This window comes from Streptomyces nogalater, assembly GCF_039532885.1.
GTDB lineage: Bacteria > Actinomycetota > Actinomycetes > Streptomycetales > Streptomycetaceae > Streptomyces > Streptomyces nogalater.
The window spans coordinates 23292-38365 of the sequence record NZ_BAAASM010000001.1; the positions used below are offsets into that span (position 1 = coordinate 23292).

Genomic DNA, 15074 nt, shown 5'->3' on the forward strand with positions numbered 1-15074 from the left:
GCGGCTACAGGGGCGTGATCCGGAACCGGGTGAAGGTCGCCGGGCCCGCGGGTCCGGGTCCCTCGGCTGCGACGGCGAACAGGCCGAGCAGGGCGCCGACCCAGCGCCAGGGCGTAGCGGCGAAGACCGGGCCGGAGGAGCGGAAACCGTCCCCGACGTCGTAGGAGAACCGGCAGCGCGCCCCGGGCCCGGCCTCGATCCGCAGCCGCGCCCGGCCCCCGGGCGCGGCACACGGCGCCGCCGCGTCGCGCTCGCGCTCGGCGACCGCCTCCGCGAACCGGTGCACGAGCCGGACCGAGCCGTCGGCCCCGCGCTCCAGCCCGATCCAGCAGAAGGCGTCCCCGAGCACCACGAGTCCCGCGCGGGCGCCCGGCTCGCCGGCGTCCAGCCGCAGTTCGACCTCGACCGCGCTGGGCAGTCCGGGCAGCCGCTGGGTGAGGACGTTCGGCAGTTTCCGCGGGTCGTGGGCGTCGGCCGAGCGGACGCAGGTCAGGCGCAGCCCGTCCCCGGTGTGCTGGGTGGCCCAGCCGTCGCCGGGGTTGGCGGTCCACTGCCACTGCCTGCCGTACCGGCCGCCGGGGAAGTCGTCGTCGGTGGCGGGCGCGGCGGGCGGCTGCGGCGGCAGCGCGGGCCTGCGGTGTACGGCGACGGGGGCGCCCTCGTCGCCGAGGACCGGCCAGCCGTCCTCTGCCCAGCGCATCGGCTGGAGGTGGACCACCCTGCCGTAGGGGCCGCGCTGCTGGAAGTGCAGGAACCAGTCCTCGCCGGCCGCGGTGCGCACCCAGCCGCCCTGGTGGGGGCCGTTGACGTCGGTGTCCTTCTGCTCCAGCACGATCCGCTCCTCGTACGGGCCGAAGAACCCGCGCGAGCGGAACGCACCCTGCCAGCCGGTCTCCACTCCCCCGGCGGGGGCGAGGATCCAGAACCAGCCGTCGTGCCGGTACAGCTTGGGCCCTTCGAGGGTGAACCAGCCGGGGATGCGGTCGCCGTCGACGATCACCTTGCCCTCGTCGAGCAGCGAGGTGGCGTCGGGGTGCATCCGGTGGCCGGTGAGGCGGTTCTTGACGCCGGAGCGGGACTTGGCCCAGGCGTGCACGAGGTAGGCCTCACCGGTCTCGTCGTCCCACAGCGGGCACGGATCGATCAGGCCCTTGCCCGCCTTGACCAGGTGCGGCCGGGTCCACGGGCCCCTGATGCCGGGCGCGTTGACCTGGAACACGCCCTGGTCGGGATCGCCCCAGAAGATCCAGAAGCGGTCGTCGTGGTACCGGATGGACGGCGCCCAGACCCCGCAGTCGTGCCGGGGCAGGGCGAACTCCTCCTCCGGTTCCAGGCGTTCGAGGGCGTGCCCGACGAGGGTCCAGTGGACCAGGTCCCGGGAGTGCAGCAGGGGCAGTCCGGGGGCGCGGCCGAAGCTGGAGGCGGTGAGGTAGAAGTCGTCGCCGACGCGGACCACGTCCGGGTCGGACCAGTCGGCGTTCAGCACCGGGTTGCGGTAGGTCGCCGTCACTGGGCCACCGCCTTGCGGACCAGGGCGGCCACCTCGTCGCGGGACGGGCGGCCGTCGGCGACGACGGTGACGATCCGGCGGACGGCGGTCTCGCCGGGCGCGATCGTCAGCCGCTCGGTGTGCGCCAGGGAGGAGCCCACGCCGGGGTACTCGGCGGCCCGGACGAACCAGGGGTCGCGGCGGGTGTCCTCGGTGGCCCCGGCGAACGCCAGCGTCCAGCCGGCGCCGGCCAGGGCGAGCCAGTCGGCGCGGGTGCCGTGCACCTCCGCCTCGCCCTCCCGGTCGGCGGTGAAGACCTCCGGGGCCCGGGATTCCTTGCGGGCCCGCCAGAAGAAGCCGCCGTAGGCCGCGCCGGGCCGCCCGTTGGTGGCGGGACTGCCGAGGGACAGCGGGCCGGGGGTCACGTTGGTGAGGGAGAAGGTGAAGTCCAGCGCCCAGGCGGCCGCGGTGAGCCCGGTGGCCGCGACCGTGCGGCGCTCGCGCAGCAGCTCGGCGCCGGCCGCGGACCAGCGCAGCTCCTCCACGAAGCCGTCGGGGTCGCACAGCTGGAAGCCGGTGTGCCGCTGGGTGCCGTGGTTGTCCAGTTCGGTCGGCCCCCGGTCGCGCACGAAGGTCCGGCCGCCCCAGAAGTTGTGCCCCTCGACGTCGGGAACGGCGACACCGACGCCGAGGTGGTGTGCGTGGTCGGCGGGGCTCACCTCGGTGACCGGCGTGCCGGCCAGGGTGGTGACGGGATGCAGATAGGGGCGCGGGGAGAGCCGGGCGGGCAGTGCGGGCCGGGTGACATAGCGGCCGACGGGACGGCCCGCGGCCCGCAGGAGAAGGCTGTCGTGGGATGTCATCAGGTGCTCACCTCGTTCGGCGGGGCCCACCAGGCGCCCAGTTCGGAATAGAGGGCGAGGGTGTCGGCCGCCGCCGCGACCAGACCGTCCACGCCGGGCACGACCCGGCGCCGTTCCTCCGGCAGCAGCCGCCAGGCGGACTCCGGCAGGGGGGCCGGGTCGGGGGCGGTGCGGATCGCCTCGACGACCCGCATGAAGGCGCCGGTGTCGTCCGGCGGGACCAGCAGACCGGTGCCGTGCTCCAGGTGGCCGGCCAGGTTCTCCAGCAGGTCCGTGCGGCCGTACTCGGTCTCCTCGGGGCCGTGCCCGCAGCGCTGGAGCAGCACCCGGTCCTGCTTGTACCAGAAGGTGATCCGGCCGGCGTCGCCGTGCACCAGCACATACGGCTCCCCGGGGTGCTCGGCGCACAGGGTCGCGGCGACCGTGACCGGGCCGCGCGGGGTGCGCACGCGGACGCAGGAGGTGTCGTCGGACTCGATGGCGTTGGCGCGCAGCAGCTCGGTCTCGATGCCGGTGACGTCCTCGGCGCGGGTGGTGCCGAGCAGGGCGAGGCCGGTGGCGACGGCGTGCGCGAGCGGGTTGGTGAGCACCCCGTCGACCACGTCGGCGCCGTTCAGCCGCCGCCGGCCCGCCCAGGGCGCCCGCCGGTAGTAGGCCTCGTCCCTGGCCCAGACCCCGGCGGCGCCGACCCCCCGGACCCGGCCGATGGCGCCCTCGGCGATCAGGCGCCGGATCGCGGGCACCGCGTGCGAGCCGAGCGACTGGAAGCCGATCTGGCAGGCCACTTCCGCCTCGGCGACCCCGTCGGCCATGCGGCGGAACTCGGCGTAGGAGGGCGCGGGCGGCTTCTCCAGCAGCAGGTGCACGCCCCGCGCGGCGGCGGTGAGGGCGAGTTCGGTGTGGGTCGGGATGGGCGTGCAGATCACGGCGATCCGCGCGCCGGTGGCGTCCAGGAGCGCCCCGAGGTCGGCGGACTGCTCCGGTGTGCCCAGGCCGTCCGGGATCTCCGCCCCGGTGAGCGGGGTCAGCTCGCAGATCCCGGCGAGCCGCACCACGCCCCGGTCCTGGAGCCGGCGGATGTTGTCCAGGTGCCAGCGGCCGTGACCGCGGGCGCCCGCGAGGACGACGGGTACGCTCACGGGATCCTCCCCGCGCCCGCGCCGCGCGCCACGGCCCGGCCGACCACCGCCGCGCTGCCGGCCTTCCCGTGCGGGACGGGTGTCCAGCCGGCGTCCGCCGTCAGGTCGCGCTCGCCGCCGTAGCCGTAGGCGTTGTGGGGGGCGAGCGAGTCGGCCGGACAGCCTCCCCCGGACTCCGTCCGGGGGGACCCCCGCTCGGCCTGCCGGGCCTCCTCCTGCGGGCCGCCGGGCTTGGCGGAGCCCCGGGCGCGGGGGGCGTAGGCGGCCCGGCCGTCGGCGGCGGCGAGGACGTCACGGCTGATGCCGTGGGCCGGGCCGGCGTGCGCGGGCAGGCAGGGCGGGCCGACGGGGGCCGCCGCCGGAAGCAGGTGGCGTGGTCTCATCCCTTCACCGCCCCCGCGCTGAAGCCGGTGATCAGCCACTTCTGGATGAAGGCGAACACGATCACCACGGGCACGGCCGCGATGATGCCGCCCGCCGCCAGGGCGCCCAGGTCGACGCTGTCGGCGCTCATCAGGGTGTTGAGGCCGACCGGGATGGTCTGCTTGCCCTGGTCGGAGAGGAACATCAGGGCGAACAGGAAGTGGTTCCAGGCGTGCACGAAGGCGAAGGAGCCGACGGCGATCAATCCGGGCCGCAGCAGCGGCAGCACCACGATCCGGAAGCCGGTCATACGGTTGCAGCCGTCCACCCAGGCGGCCTCCTCCAGGGAGTAGGGCACGTTCCGGATGAACCCGCTGATCAGGATCATCGACAGCGGCAGCTGGAAGACGGTCTCGGCGATGACCACGCTGCCCAGGGAGTTGATCATCCGCAGGTTGGCGAAGATCTGGAACAGCGGGACCAGCAGCAGCGCGCCCGGCACGAACTGGGAGCACAGCAGCGCCAGCATGAAGCCGCGCTTGAGCCGGAAGTCGAAGCGGGCGAGCGCGTAGCCGCCGGCCAGTGCGACGACGGTGGTCAGCACCAGGGTGGCCAGGCCGACGTAGACGCTGTTGGTGAAGTAGGTGCCGAAGCTGCGTTCGGTCCACACCTTCTCGAAGTGCTCGAAGGTCATCGGCCAGGGCACCAGGGAGGTGGAGCCGGCCGGGCGGAGCGCGAAGAGCAGGATCCAGTAGAAGGGGATCAGGGTGAACAGCAGGTAGACGGTCAGCGGGACGTAGATCTGCCAGCGCGGGACCTCGTCCCAGGCGCGGCGCTTCCCGCCGGGGCGGGCGGGCTCGGCCGCCGTGCGCCGGGGAGCGGGAGCGATCTCGGTGATCACCGGGACTCACCTCCGAACTTGCTCAGCCGCAGATAGACGATCGAGCAGAAGAGCAGGATCACGAACGCCACCGTGGTGAGGGCGGAGGCGTAGCCGAAGTTGTGGGCGTCGACGGATGTGTTGGCGATGTACAGCGGCAGGGTGGTGGTCTCGCCGGCCGGGCCGCCGCCGGTCAGGGTGTAGAGCAGGTCGACGTTGTTGAACTCCCACACCGCGCGCAGCAGCGTGGACAGGACGATGGCGTCCTTCAGATGGGGCAGGGTGATGTGCCAGAACTGCTTGAGCCGGCTCGCCCCGTCGACCTCGGCGGCCTCGTACAGGTCCTTGGAGACGGACTGGAGGTCGGCGAGGATGAGGATCGCGAAGAACGGCACCCCGCGCCACAGGTCGGCGACCACCGTCGCCGGGAACACCGTGGAGGTGTCCGACAGCCAGCTGGTGCCGTACGAGCCCAGTCCCGCGTCGGCGAGGTAACGGCTGATGCCGGTCTGGGAGTTGTAGAGCAGCACCCAGATCGCGGAGGTCAGCACGCCGGAGACGGCCCAGGGCGAGAAGACGAGCGCGCGGCCGAGCGCCCGGCCCGCGAAGGTCTGGTTGACGATGAGCGCCAGGGCGAGGCCGAACAGCAGCTGCAAGGCGACTTCCACCACGACCCACTTGGCGCTGAAGGTCAGGGTGTCCCAGAACTGCGGGTCGTGGGCGAAGGCCCGGGTGAAGTTGTCCAGGCCCGCGAATCCGTTCCGCCAGGGCTTGGTGGGGTTGTGGTTCTGCAGGCTGTAGTAGAAGACGCTGAGCACCGGGTAGGCGATGAAACCCAGCATCAGCAGGGCCGCCGGGGCGATCAGCAGGTACGGCAGCCTGCGCGGGGTGGCGGAGGCACGGCGCCGCCGGGGTGGCGCGGGCGGCTTCGCCACGGCTGCGGCTTGGGCCATGACTGTTCTCCGTTCTCGGTGAAGCGCTTTCCGATCAGTGTTCGAGATCTCGGCCAAAGGGGGAGGGGGTCGGGGCCGAGGGCGGTTCAGCCCGCGTACGGGTCCTGCACGGTGCCCGGCCGGGCGAGGAACTCGAAGTCGCAGCCGGTGTCCGCCTGGGTGATCTGCTCGCTGTAGAGCGCGCCGTAGCCGCGTTCGTAGCGCACGGGCGGCGGAGTCCACCGGGCCCTGCGACGCGCCAGCTCCTCGTCGTCCACGTCGAGCCGGAGCGTGCGCGCCGCGACGTCGAGCGTGATGAGGTCGCCGGTGCGCACCAGGGCGAGCGGGCCGCCGACGTAGGACTCGGGGGCCACGTGCAGCACGCACGCGCCGTAACTGGTGCCGCTCATCCGGGCGTCGGAGATCCGGACCATGTCCCGCACGCCCTGCTTCAGCAGGTGGTCCGGGATCGGCAGCATGCCGTACTCGGGCATGCCCGGGCCGCCCTTGGGGCCGGCGTTGCGCAGCACCAGGACGCTGTCGGCGGTGATGCCGAGCGCGGGGTCGTTGATGGTGCGCTGCATGGTCTTGTAGTCGTCGAAGACGACGGCCGGGCCGGTGTGCCTGAGCAGGCGCGGCTCGGCGGCGATGTGCTTGATGACGGCGCCGTCCGGGCAGAGGTTGCCGCGCAGCACGGCGACCCCGCCCTCGCTCGCGACCGGGTTGTCCCGGGTGCGGATGACGTCGTCGTCGTGGACCCGGGCGCCGGCGAGCTGCTCGCGCAGGGTGTCGTGGGCGACCGTGGGCCGCTCCAGGTGCAGCAGGTCGGTGATCCGGGACAGGAAGCCGGGCAGGCCGCCGGCGAAGTGGAAGTCCTCCATCAGGTACGTCCGCCCGCCGGGGCGGACGTTGGCGAGGACCGGGACGGTGCGGGCGATGCGGTCGAAGTCGTCCAGGGTGAGCCGGACCCCCGCCCGGCCGGCCATGGCGATGAGGTGGATCACCGCGTTGGTGGAGCCGCCGAGACCGAGCACGGTGGCGACGGCGTCCTCGAAGGCCTCCCGGGTGAGGATGCCGGACAGCCTGCGGTCCCGGTGGACGAGGTCCACGGCGGTCATGCCCGCCTTCGCCGCCATCCGGTCGTGCCCGGAGTCCACCGCCGGGATGCTGGACGCGCCCGGCACGGTCACTCCCAGCGCCTCGGCGGCGGCGGTGAGCGTGGACGCCGTGCCCATCGTCATGCAGTGGCCGGGCGAGCGGGCCAGTCCGCTCTCCAGCTCGGCCATCTCGCAGTCGCCGATGAGGCCGGCCCGCTTGTCGTCCCAGTACTTCCACATGTCGGTGCCGGAGCCGAGGACCTCGCCGCGCCAGTGTCCCGGGAGCATCGGGCCGGCCGGCACGAACACGGCGGGCAGGTCGACGGAGGCCGCGCCCATCAGCAGCGCGGGCGTGGACTTGTCGCAGCCGCCCATGAGCACCGCCCCGTCGACCGGGTAGGAGCGCAGCAGTTCCTCGGTCTCCATGGCGAGCAGGTTGCGGTAGAGCATGGGGGTCGGCTTCTGGAAGGTCTCGCTGAGCGTGGAGACCGGGAACTCCAGCGGGAAGCCGCCCGCCTGCCACACCCCGCGCTTGACGGCCTGGGCGCGGTCGCGCAGGTGGACGTGGCAGGGGTTGATGTCGGACCAGGTGTTGAGGATGGCGATGACCGGCTTGCCCAGGTGCTCCTCGGGCAGATAGCCCAGCTGGCGGGTGCGGGCGCGGTGGCTGAAGGAGCGCAGCCCCTCGGTGCCGTACCACTGGTGGCTGCGCAGTTCCTCGGGCCGCTTGGGGGTCGCGCTCATATGGACCATCCGGCGGCGATCGCGGCGACCTCGGCGCGCTCGTCCTCGGGCAGCGGCCTGCTGGGCGGGCGGACGTCCCGGCGGCACAGGCCGAGCGCGGCGAGGGCCTCCTTGACGACGGTGACGTTGTTGGCGCTGCCCTGCGCGGCGCGCAGCTCCTCGAAGCGGCGGATCTGCTCCCAGACCTTCATGGCGGCCGGGTAGTCGCCGGCGCGCAGCGCGTCCAGCATGTTCCGGGAGACGGCCGGGGCGACGTTGACGAGCCCGGAGGTGAAGCCGGTGGCGCCCGCGGAGAAGTAGGAGGGGGCGTACGGCTCGGCGAGTCCGGCCACCCACACGAAGCGGTCCAGGCCGGCGTCCCGGGCGAAGGCCGCGAACCGGGCTGCGTCGGGGACGGCGTACTTCACGCCGACGACGTTCGGGCAGTGGTCGGCGAGTTCGGTGAGCCGGGCGCCGGGCAGCTGCGCGTTGCGGATGTACGGCACGACGCCCAGCTCGGGAACGGCCTCGGCGATGGCCCGGTGGTAGTCGACCCAGCCGGCCGCGGACACGTAGGGGTGCACCGGCTGGTGGACCATGACCATCCGGGCGCCCAGGTCGCGGGCGTGCCGGGCGGAGCCGATCGCGGTGGGCAGGTCGTGGCCCACGCCGGCCAGGATCACGGCGCGGTCGCCGGCCTCGTCCGCGGTGGTCTCGGCGACCAGCCGGCGCTCCTCGGGGGTGAGGGCGTAGAACTCGCCGGTGTTGCCGTTCGGGGTGAGGGTGGTGATGCCGCCGTCGAGCAGGCGGCGCAGCAGCGCACGGTGGGCGGCGGTGTCGACGGAGCCGTCCGCGGCGAAGGGGGTCACCGGGATGGCCACCACGTCGGCCAGGGCCGCCCGTTGGGCCTCGAAGGACACGCTGCTCATTGCTCACCTTCCGTGGGGAGGGGCTCGGGGAACGCCCGGTGGACGAAGGACGCGATGTGGGCGTGCAGGGCGCCCGCGGCCCCGTCCGCGTCGCCGTCCAGGGCGAGCCGCAGGATCTCCCGGTGCTCGGCGGCCTCCCGCTCCCAGGAGGGGTCGGTGGCCCAGGCGACGGCGGAGACGAGGGCGGCCTGGTCGCGGACCTGGTCCAGCATCCGGGCGAGCAGCGGGTTGCCGCACGGGAGGTACAGGGCGCGGTGGAACTCGCGGTTGGCCAGGGAGCGTTCGGCGGTGTCGGTGGCGTCGTCGGCGCGGGTCAGCGCGTCTCGGGCGGCGTCGAGGGAGGCGCCCTTGGCCACGGCCCGGCGCAGGGCCTCCGGCTCCAGCAGCAGCCGTACGTCGTAGACCTCGCGCGCCATGTCCGCGTCCACCATGCGCACCGTGACGCCCTTGTACTGGTTCATCACGACCAGGCCGGTGCCGGCGAGGGTCTTCAGCGCCTCGCGCACCGGGGTCTTGGACACCCCGAACTGCGCGGCCAGTTCCGTCTCGACCAGTGCCTGACCGGGCGTCAACCGCCCGGTGAGGATGCGGTGTTTGATCGCGTCCAGCACGTACTGCGTGCGGGACGGGATCGGGGTGGGCACAGAGGTCATGCGGCCCTCTCGGATCTCACATATCGCGTCTCATATATGACGTACGAAGTACGACGCGTTGAAGGTAGGAGGGCCCGAATGTTTCGTCAATGCTTCTGACAAAGGAAGTTGCAGGGGCGCGGGTTCCGGTTCACCCGGCGGGGAGCGTGAGGACCAGGAACAGCACGGACAGGGGCGGCGCCGGCGCGGCCGGGCAGTCGTCCGGGCCGCAGGCGTCGGTGGCCATGGCGGACAGTCCGCCGAGGGCGAGGGCGAGCGGGCCGAGCAGGAACAGCAGCGCCGCCGCGACGGCGGGCACCGCCGAACCGCGGGGATCGCTGCTGTCCTGGGCATACGAGGTGGTCATGCGGTCGGTGAACCGGTGCGGCGGCAAGCGGCGGACCGGCCGGGATACTCATGCCGGACGGCTCGGCTACTCAGACGGACGGGGGCGCCCCGGCCCGGGGTACTCAGGTCCGCGGCGACGCCGGGACCGTCCTCCGCCCCCGGCCCCGGGCATCCTCCCGATCCCCGCGCCCCTGCCTTAGGCCCACGATGGGCGGGCATGACGACTTCTCCGACCGTGTCGCGGGTGCTGCGCGACCGTGACGCCGCGCTGTATCTGACGGCCGTGGCCGTGTCCGGGTTCGGCACCTCCTCCCTGTGGCTGGCCTCGGGGGTGTGGGTGAAGGACATGACCGGCTCCGACGCCCTCGCCGCGCTGTGCATGCTCGCCATGTGGGCGCCGTCGCTCGCCGGTCCGGCGCTCGGGGCGCTCGCCGACCGGGTGCCCCGCAGGCCCCTGCTGATCTGCCTGAACCTGGGCCTCGCCGCGCTGCTCCCGGTGCTCTTCGCCGTCGGCTCCCCAGGTGATCTGTGGCTGCTGTACGCCGTGCTGCTGGTGTACGGCGCGGCCGGCACCGTCCATGACGCCGCCGAGTCGGCGCTGGTGACCGCCGTGGTCGGCACCGGGCTGCTCGGTGACTTCAACGGGCTGCGGATGACGCTCACCGAGGGCGTGAAACTCGTCGCCCCGCTGACCGGCGCGGGCCTGTACGCGCTCTGGGGCGGCCCCGCCGTGGCCTGTCTGGACGCGGCCTGCCTCGTGCTCGCGGCCGGGATGTGCGCCCGCTTGCGGGTCCGCGAGGAGCGGCCCGTGCGGTCGGGCACGGGCTGGTGGCGGGAGACCGCCGAAGGCACCCGCCACCTGTGGGGGCACCCGGAGCTGCGCCCGCTGGTCCTGGCGGGCGGCCTGACGATGCTGTTCACCTCGCTCGCGAGTACGGCGGTGTACGCCGTCGTCGGCCGCCTCGGCCACTCCCCCGCCTACCTGGGCGTGCTGTACGCGGCCCAGGGCGCCGGCTCGGCGGCGGCCGGGCTGCTCGCCGGGCCGGCGCTGCGCCGGCTGGGCGCGCGGCGGTTCGCGGCGGCCGGGATCGCGCTGACCGCGGTCGCGACGGCGGCGCGGGCGGTGGCGTGGGACCCGGTGGCGCTGGCGGCGAGCGTGGCCGGCGGGCTGGGGCTGCCCTGTGTGCTGATCGCCGCGCTCACCGCCGTCCAGCGGGAGACGCCGGGGCCGCTGCTGGGCCGGGCCACGGCGACCGCCAACACGCTGTTGTTCACGCCCACGGCACTCGGGCTGGCCGCCGGGGCCGGCCTGGTGGAACCGGCCGGTCCCGGGCTGCTGCCGCTGTGCGGCCTGGCCCTGCTGGCGACGGCCGTCCCGCTGCGGCGGCGGGCGGCCGGCCCGGCGGGGTCCCGCTCCGGAACCGGCGCCGCCTGACCTCCCTCAGCGGGCCGACAGGCCCGCGCGCACCGCGGCCAGGTCGTCGTCCGACGCCAGCCCGGCGTGGTACAGCCGCAGTTCGGTCGCGCCCGCGGCACGCGCGCGGGCCGCGTCCGCCGCGAGCGTGCCGGGGCTGCCGCCCATGCCGGTGACGACGGTGAGGTTGGCGGCCAGCACCGACCCTTCCCGGGCCTCGGCGGCGAACGGCGCCAGCGGGGCCGTGCCGCCGGTGCAGGGCACCACGACGCCGTCGGCCACGGACAGGATGTGGGCGGGGTCGACGCCCGCGTTGGCGCCGCAGTGGTAGGAGACCGGGTCGGCGTGCAGCAGGACCCGGAAGCCCTGGGGCGCGGCGGCGCGTACGGCGGCGACGGCCTCCTCCTGGAGGGTGCGGGCGGATGTGTCCCGCCACGCGCGCGTGGCCGTCGCCGTCTCCTCGCCGAGCAGCTTCTCCACCGTCGGCCAGCCGGTGTCGTCGGCCGTGCCCCGCCACAGCGGTTCCAGTGCCCGGCGTACGGCCGCGGCCAGCGCGTCGGCGTCCAGGCCCTGCCCGCCGTAGCCGGCCCGGCAGGACGGGCAGAAGCACAGGGACATCAGGTACTGCCCGGCCTCCCCGAGGCTCACGCCGGCGGTCTTGTCGTGGGCGTGCAGGTGCTGGAGCCCGTACCAGCCCAGGGACTCCAGTTCGGTGCCGTGCGCGCCGGGGCGTACGGCGGCCTCGGCGGCCAGGTCGGTCAGGTACGCGCGGGTCCCGGGCTGGGCGATGCAGGGCGCCCACGGGTAGCGGTCGCCGTAGGCGTTGACGACGGAGGTGTCGGGGTGTTCGGCGCCCATGCGGGAGTTGTGGGCGAGGACGACCCAGGTGTGCACCTCCAGGCCGGCCGCGGCGAGGGCGCCGGCGGCCTCCGCGTAGGCGTCGCCGGGGGCCCAGCGGCCGGCCGGGTAGGGGCGCAGGCCGCGGCCCGCCCAGCGGTCGCCGGGCGGGTAGAGGACGGCCGCGTACTCGGCGGTGACGACGCGGTGCCGTGGGTGGCGGGGGGTCAGCGCGCGGGTGGAGTGGTAGGCGGCGGCGAGGGTGACCTGCCCGACGCCGAGCCCGGCGATGCGCGCGGCTGCCTCCGGGTCGCCGTTGACGTCCCAGGGGTAGACGAACGCCGAGGCCCTCACGCGTCCCCCTCCAGCAGCGCCTGGCCGCGCTCGATCAGCCGGGCGAGCTGTTTGACGTGGTCCTCGGCCGGTTCGTGCAGCGGGGGCCGGACCTCGCCGACGTCCAGGCCGCGCAGCCGTACGCCCGCCTTGACCAGGGAGACGGCATAGCCGCGGCCCTGGGCGCGCAGGTCGGCGAACGGGCCGTAGAAGCCGTCCAGGAGGCGGTGTGCGACGGGCAGGTCGCCGGTGTGCAGGGCGCGGTGAAAGGCGAGGGCGATCTCGGGGGCGAAGCAGAACACCGCGGAGGAGTACAGGGTGATGCCGAGCGCGCGGTAGGCGAGCTGGGTCTGCTCGGCGGTGGGCAGGCCGTTGAAGTACAGGAAGTCGCCGGGGACCTCGGCGCGGACGGCGCTGACCACGCGCTGCATCAGATCGAGGTCGCCCAGGCCGTCCTTGAGGCCGATGACGCCCTCGGTGCGGGCGAGGGCGACGACGGTCTGCGGGGTGAAGACGGCGTTGTCGCGCTGGTAGACGATCACCGGCAGGGCGGTGGCCGCGGCGACCTCGCGGTAGTGCCGCAGCAGGCCGTCCTGGCCGGCCGGCACCAGGTACGGCGGCATGGCGAGGAGGCCGTCGGCGCCCGCGGCCTCGGCGAGGCGGGCGTAGCGGACGGCGAGGGCGGTGCCGTACCCGGCGCCCGCGACGACCGGGACGCGTCCGCCGGCGGCCTCGACGGCCGCGCGGACGCAGGCCTCGAACTCCTCCGGCAGCAGCGCATGGAACTCCCCGGTGCCGCAGGCGGCGAAGACGGCGGCGGCACCCGCTTCGACGCCCCGGCGCACATGGGTGCGATAGGCGTCCAGGTCGAGTGAGCCGTCGGGGCCGTAGGCCGTGACGGGGAAGAAGAGCGGCCCGCGCGGATCGCGGAGCCGGGCGGCGAGAGGGGCTGGCGTCACAGGCGCTCCCTGTCGGTGCATGTCTCTGATCACTGTCTATATTTCTGAACAGCCTCACGCTAAGGGCCGCAATTGCGGCGGGTCAAGCCGGAGTACCGGCGACGGAGCAGCGGATTCACCCCTGGCGGGGCACACTTGACGCGACACGGCACCCCTCCCTAGCGTGTCCACGCATGTGAACCCCGTCCATGTACACGGCCGTTGAGGACACCGGCTCCCGGACACCAAGGAGATCTGAAGGATGCCCGCTCCCCGCACCGTCCTGCTCACCGGCGCCGCCGGCGGGCTCGGCACCCTGATGCGGTCCCTGCTGCCGGAGTACGGCTACGCGCTGCGCCTGTTCGACGTGCGCCCCATCGAGGGCGAGCCGGACGCCGTCACCGCCGACCTCACCGACAAGGACGCGCTGCGCGAGGCGGTGCGGGGCGTGGACGCGGTCCTGCACCTCGCGGGCATCTCCCTGGAGGCACCCTTCGAGAAGATCCTCCGGTCGAACATCGAGGGCACCTACAACCTGTACGAGGCCGCGCGCGAGGAAGGCGTACGGCGGATCGTCTTCGCCTCCTCCAACCACGCCGTCGGCTTCACCCCGGCCCCGCGCCCGGGCGAGCCGCCGATCCCGGTCGACACCCCGCGCCGCCCGGACACCTTCTACGGCCTGTCGAAGTCCTTCGGCGAGGACCTGGCCCAGTTCTACTGGGACAAGCACGGCCTGGAGACCGTCTCCGTGCGCATCGGCTCCTGCTTCCCGGAGCCCACCAGCGTGCGCATGCTCTCACTGTGGATGAGCCCCGCCGACGGCGCCCGCCTCTTCCACGCGGCCCTGACCGCCGAGGGGGTCGGCCACACGGTGGTCTACGGCTCCTCCGCCAACACCCGCCTGTGGTGGGACCTGAGCAGCGCGCGGGCGCTCGGCTACGACCCCCGGGACGACTCCGAGCCGTACGCGGCGAAGCTCATCGCCGAGCAGGGCGAACCGGACCCGGAGAACCCGGCCCACCGCCACCTGGGCGGGCACTTCGTGACCGACCCGCCGGTCTGGCCGTACTGAAACCCCGGCCGGCCGCCGGGTGGCCGTCCGGCGGCCGGAAACGAACGTCCACGTGCGCGGGCGGGCACCGAACGGGCCCGCCCGCCGCCGTATCCGGGCATCCGCGGTGCCCGAAGCCACCCCGCGCCGGACGGTCGCGCAGGTCCGCCGCAGGCTCGCCCCGGGTCAAGCGGGCGCGAACGGGCAGCATCGGGCCCGCGACAGGCCTGGTCAGCGCCGCGCACCGGCGGTAGAACTTCCCCCATGGGCCCGAACGGGCAACTCCACAGGGAGGCGGGTGACGGCATGGGCGCGTGGACCGCGGAGGAACGCCGGCGCGAGATCGTGCGGGCCGCACGCGCCACCGGCTCGGTGGACGTCACCGCCCTCGCCGCCGAACTCGGCGTGGCCAAGGAGACCATCCGGCGCGATCTGCGCGCGCTGGAGGACCACGGCCTCGTGCGCCGCACCCACGGCGGCGCCTACCCGGTGGAGAGCGCGGGCTTCGAGACGACGCTCGCCTTCCGCGCCACCAGCCGGGTGCCCGAGAAGCGCCGGATCGCCGCCGCGGCGGCCGGGCTGCTCGGGGAGGCCGAGACGGTCTTCGTCGACGAGGGCTTCACCCCTCGGCTCATCGCCGAGGCGCTGCCCCGGGACCGGCCGCTGACCGTCGTGACCGCCTCCCTGCCGGTCGCGGGCGCCCTCGCGGAGGCCGACCGGGTGTCCGTGCTGCTGCTCGGCGGCCGGGTCCGCCCGGGCACGCTGGCCACCGTCGACCACTGGACGACGAAGATGCTGGCCGGCTTCGTGATCGACCTCGCCTACATCGGGGCCAACGGCATATCCCGCGAGTACGGGCTGACCACCCCCGACCCGGCGGTCAGCGAGGTGAAGGCACAGGCCGTGCGGGCCGCCCGCCGCACCGTGTTCGTGGGCGTGCACAGCAAGTTCGGCGCGGTCAGCTTCTGCCGGTTCGCGGAGGTCGGCGCGCTGGAGGCGATCGTCACCAGCACCCTCCTGCCGTCCGCCGAGGCCCACCGCTACTCCCTGCTGGGCCCCCAGGTCATCCGGGTCTGACCGCCCGGGCTCACCCGCCCTCCCGCCCT

General features: G+C 74.2%; 15 protein-coding genes. 3 read left to right on the forward strand and 12 right to left on the reverse strand.

The window, feature by feature from the left end; translation table 11 throughout:
* Nucleotides 1–4 precede the first annotated feature (4 nt).
* From ABD350_RS00125 to ABD350_RS00170, 10 genes are all read right to left on the reverse strand, one after another.
* Nucleotides 5–1510 (reverse strand): glycoside hydrolase family 43 protein, encoded by a 1506-nt coding sequence (locus ABD350_RS00125; RefSeq protein WP_344345112.1) that lies wholly within the window; start codon nucleotides 1508–1510, stop codon nucleotides 5–7.
* A complete protein-coding gene (locus ABD350_RS00130) occupies nucleotides 1507–2352 on the reverse strand; it encodes a DUF6807 domain-containing protein (RefSeq protein WP_344345115.1) in 846 nt (281 codons plus the stop codon). The genes ABD350_RS00125 and ABD350_RS00130 overlap by 4 nt, the downstream gene beginning before the upstream one ends.
* Entirely contained in the window at nucleotides 2352–3491 is a 1140-nt protein-coding gene (locus ABD350_RS00135) for a Gfo/Idh/MocA family protein (RefSeq protein WP_344345118.1), read from the reverse strand. Before ABD350_RS00135 ends, ABD350_RS00130 begins: the two co-directional genes overlap by 1 nt.
* Nucleotides 3488–3874, reverse strand: a complete 387-nt coding sequence (locus ABD350_RS00140; RefSeq protein ID WP_344345121.1) for a hypothetical protein — start codon at nucleotides 3872–3874, stop codon at nucleotides 3488–3490. Before ABD350_RS00140 ends, ABD350_RS00135 begins: the two co-directional genes overlap by 4 nt.
* Nucleotides 3871–4755, reverse strand: a complete 885-nt coding sequence (locus ABD350_RS00145) for a carbohydrate ABC transporter permease (protein WP_344345124.1) — start codon at nucleotides 4753–4755, stop codon at nucleotides 3871–3873. The genes ABD350_RS00140 and ABD350_RS00145 overlap by 4 nt, the downstream gene beginning before the upstream one ends.
* Entirely contained in the window at nucleotides 4752–5687 is a 936-nt protein-coding gene (locus ABD350_RS00150; protein WP_344345127.1) for a carbohydrate ABC transporter permease, read from the reverse strand. Before ABD350_RS00150 ends, ABD350_RS00145 begins: the two co-directional genes overlap by 4 nt.
* Before the next feature lie 86 nt (nucleotides 5688–5773).
* Nucleotides 5774–7507, reverse strand: a complete 1734-nt coding sequence (araD, locus tag ABD350_RS00155; RefSeq protein ID WP_382466991.1) for an L-arabinonate dehydratase — start codon at nucleotides 7505–7507, stop codon at nucleotides 5774–5776.
* Nucleotides 7504–8415 carry a dihydrodipicolinate synthase family protein gene (locus ABD350_RS00160; RefSeq protein WP_344345133.1) on the reverse strand — a complete coding sequence of 304 codons (912 nt, stop codon included), beginning with the start codon at nucleotides 8413–8415 and terminating at the stop codon, nucleotides 7504–7506. The genes araD and ABD350_RS00160 overlap by 4 nt, the downstream gene beginning before the upstream one ends.
* Nucleotides 8412–9068, reverse strand: coding sequence for a GntR family transcriptional regulator (locus ABD350_RS00165; protein ID WP_344345136.1), 657 nt, complete (start codon nucleotides 9066–9068; stop codon nucleotides 8412–8414). The genes ABD350_RS00160 and ABD350_RS00165 overlap by 4 nt, the downstream gene beginning before the upstream one ends.
* A gap of 130 nt (nucleotides 9069–9198) precedes the next feature.
* Nucleotides 9199–9414 (reverse strand): hypothetical protein, encoded by a 216-nt coding sequence (locus ABD350_RS00170; protein ID WP_344345139.1) that lies wholly within the window; start codon nucleotides 9412–9414, stop codon nucleotides 9199–9201.
* A 198-nt stretch (nucleotides 9415–9612) separates the two neighbouring features.
* On the opposite strand from ABD350_RS00170, the gene ABD350_RS00175 reads away from it, so the two are divergent.
* Nucleotides 9613–10830 carry an MFS transporter gene (locus ABD350_RS00175; protein WP_344345142.1) on the forward strand — a complete coding sequence of 406 codons (1218 nt, stop codon included), beginning with the start codon at nucleotides 9613–9615 and terminating at the stop codon, nucleotides 10828–10830.
* A 6-nt stretch (nucleotides 10831–10836) separates the two neighbouring features.
* On the opposite strand, the gene ABD350_RS00180 is transcribed toward ABD350_RS00175, so the two are convergent.
* Complete coding sequence (locus ABD350_RS00180) at nucleotides 10837–12000, reverse strand: hypothetical protein (protein WP_344345144.1); 1164 nt, start codon at nucleotides 11998–12000, stop codon at nucleotides 10837–10839.
* A complete protein-coding gene (locus ABD350_RS00185; RefSeq protein ID WP_344345146.1) occupies nucleotides 11997–12938 on the reverse strand; it encodes a 5-dehydro-4-deoxyglucarate dehydratase in 942 nt (313 codons plus the stop codon). Before ABD350_RS00185 ends, ABD350_RS00180 begins: the two co-directional genes overlap by 4 nt.
* 241 nt (nucleotides 12939–13179) lie before the next feature.
* On the opposite strand from ABD350_RS00185, the gene ABD350_RS00190 reads away from it, so the two are divergent.
* Entirely contained in the window at nucleotides 13180–13989 is an 810-nt protein-coding gene (locus ABD350_RS00190; RefSeq protein ID WP_344345148.1) for an NAD-dependent epimerase/dehydratase family protein, read from the forward strand.
* Between the two features lie 285 nt (nucleotides 13990–14274).
* On the forward strand, nucleotides 14275–15045 hold the full coding sequence (locus ABD350_RS00195; RefSeq protein WP_344345150.1) for a DeoR/GlpR family DNA-binding transcription regulator: 771 nt from the start codon (nucleotides 14275–14277) through the stop codon (nucleotides 15043–15045).
* Nucleotides 15046–15074: the final 29 nt, after the last annotated feature.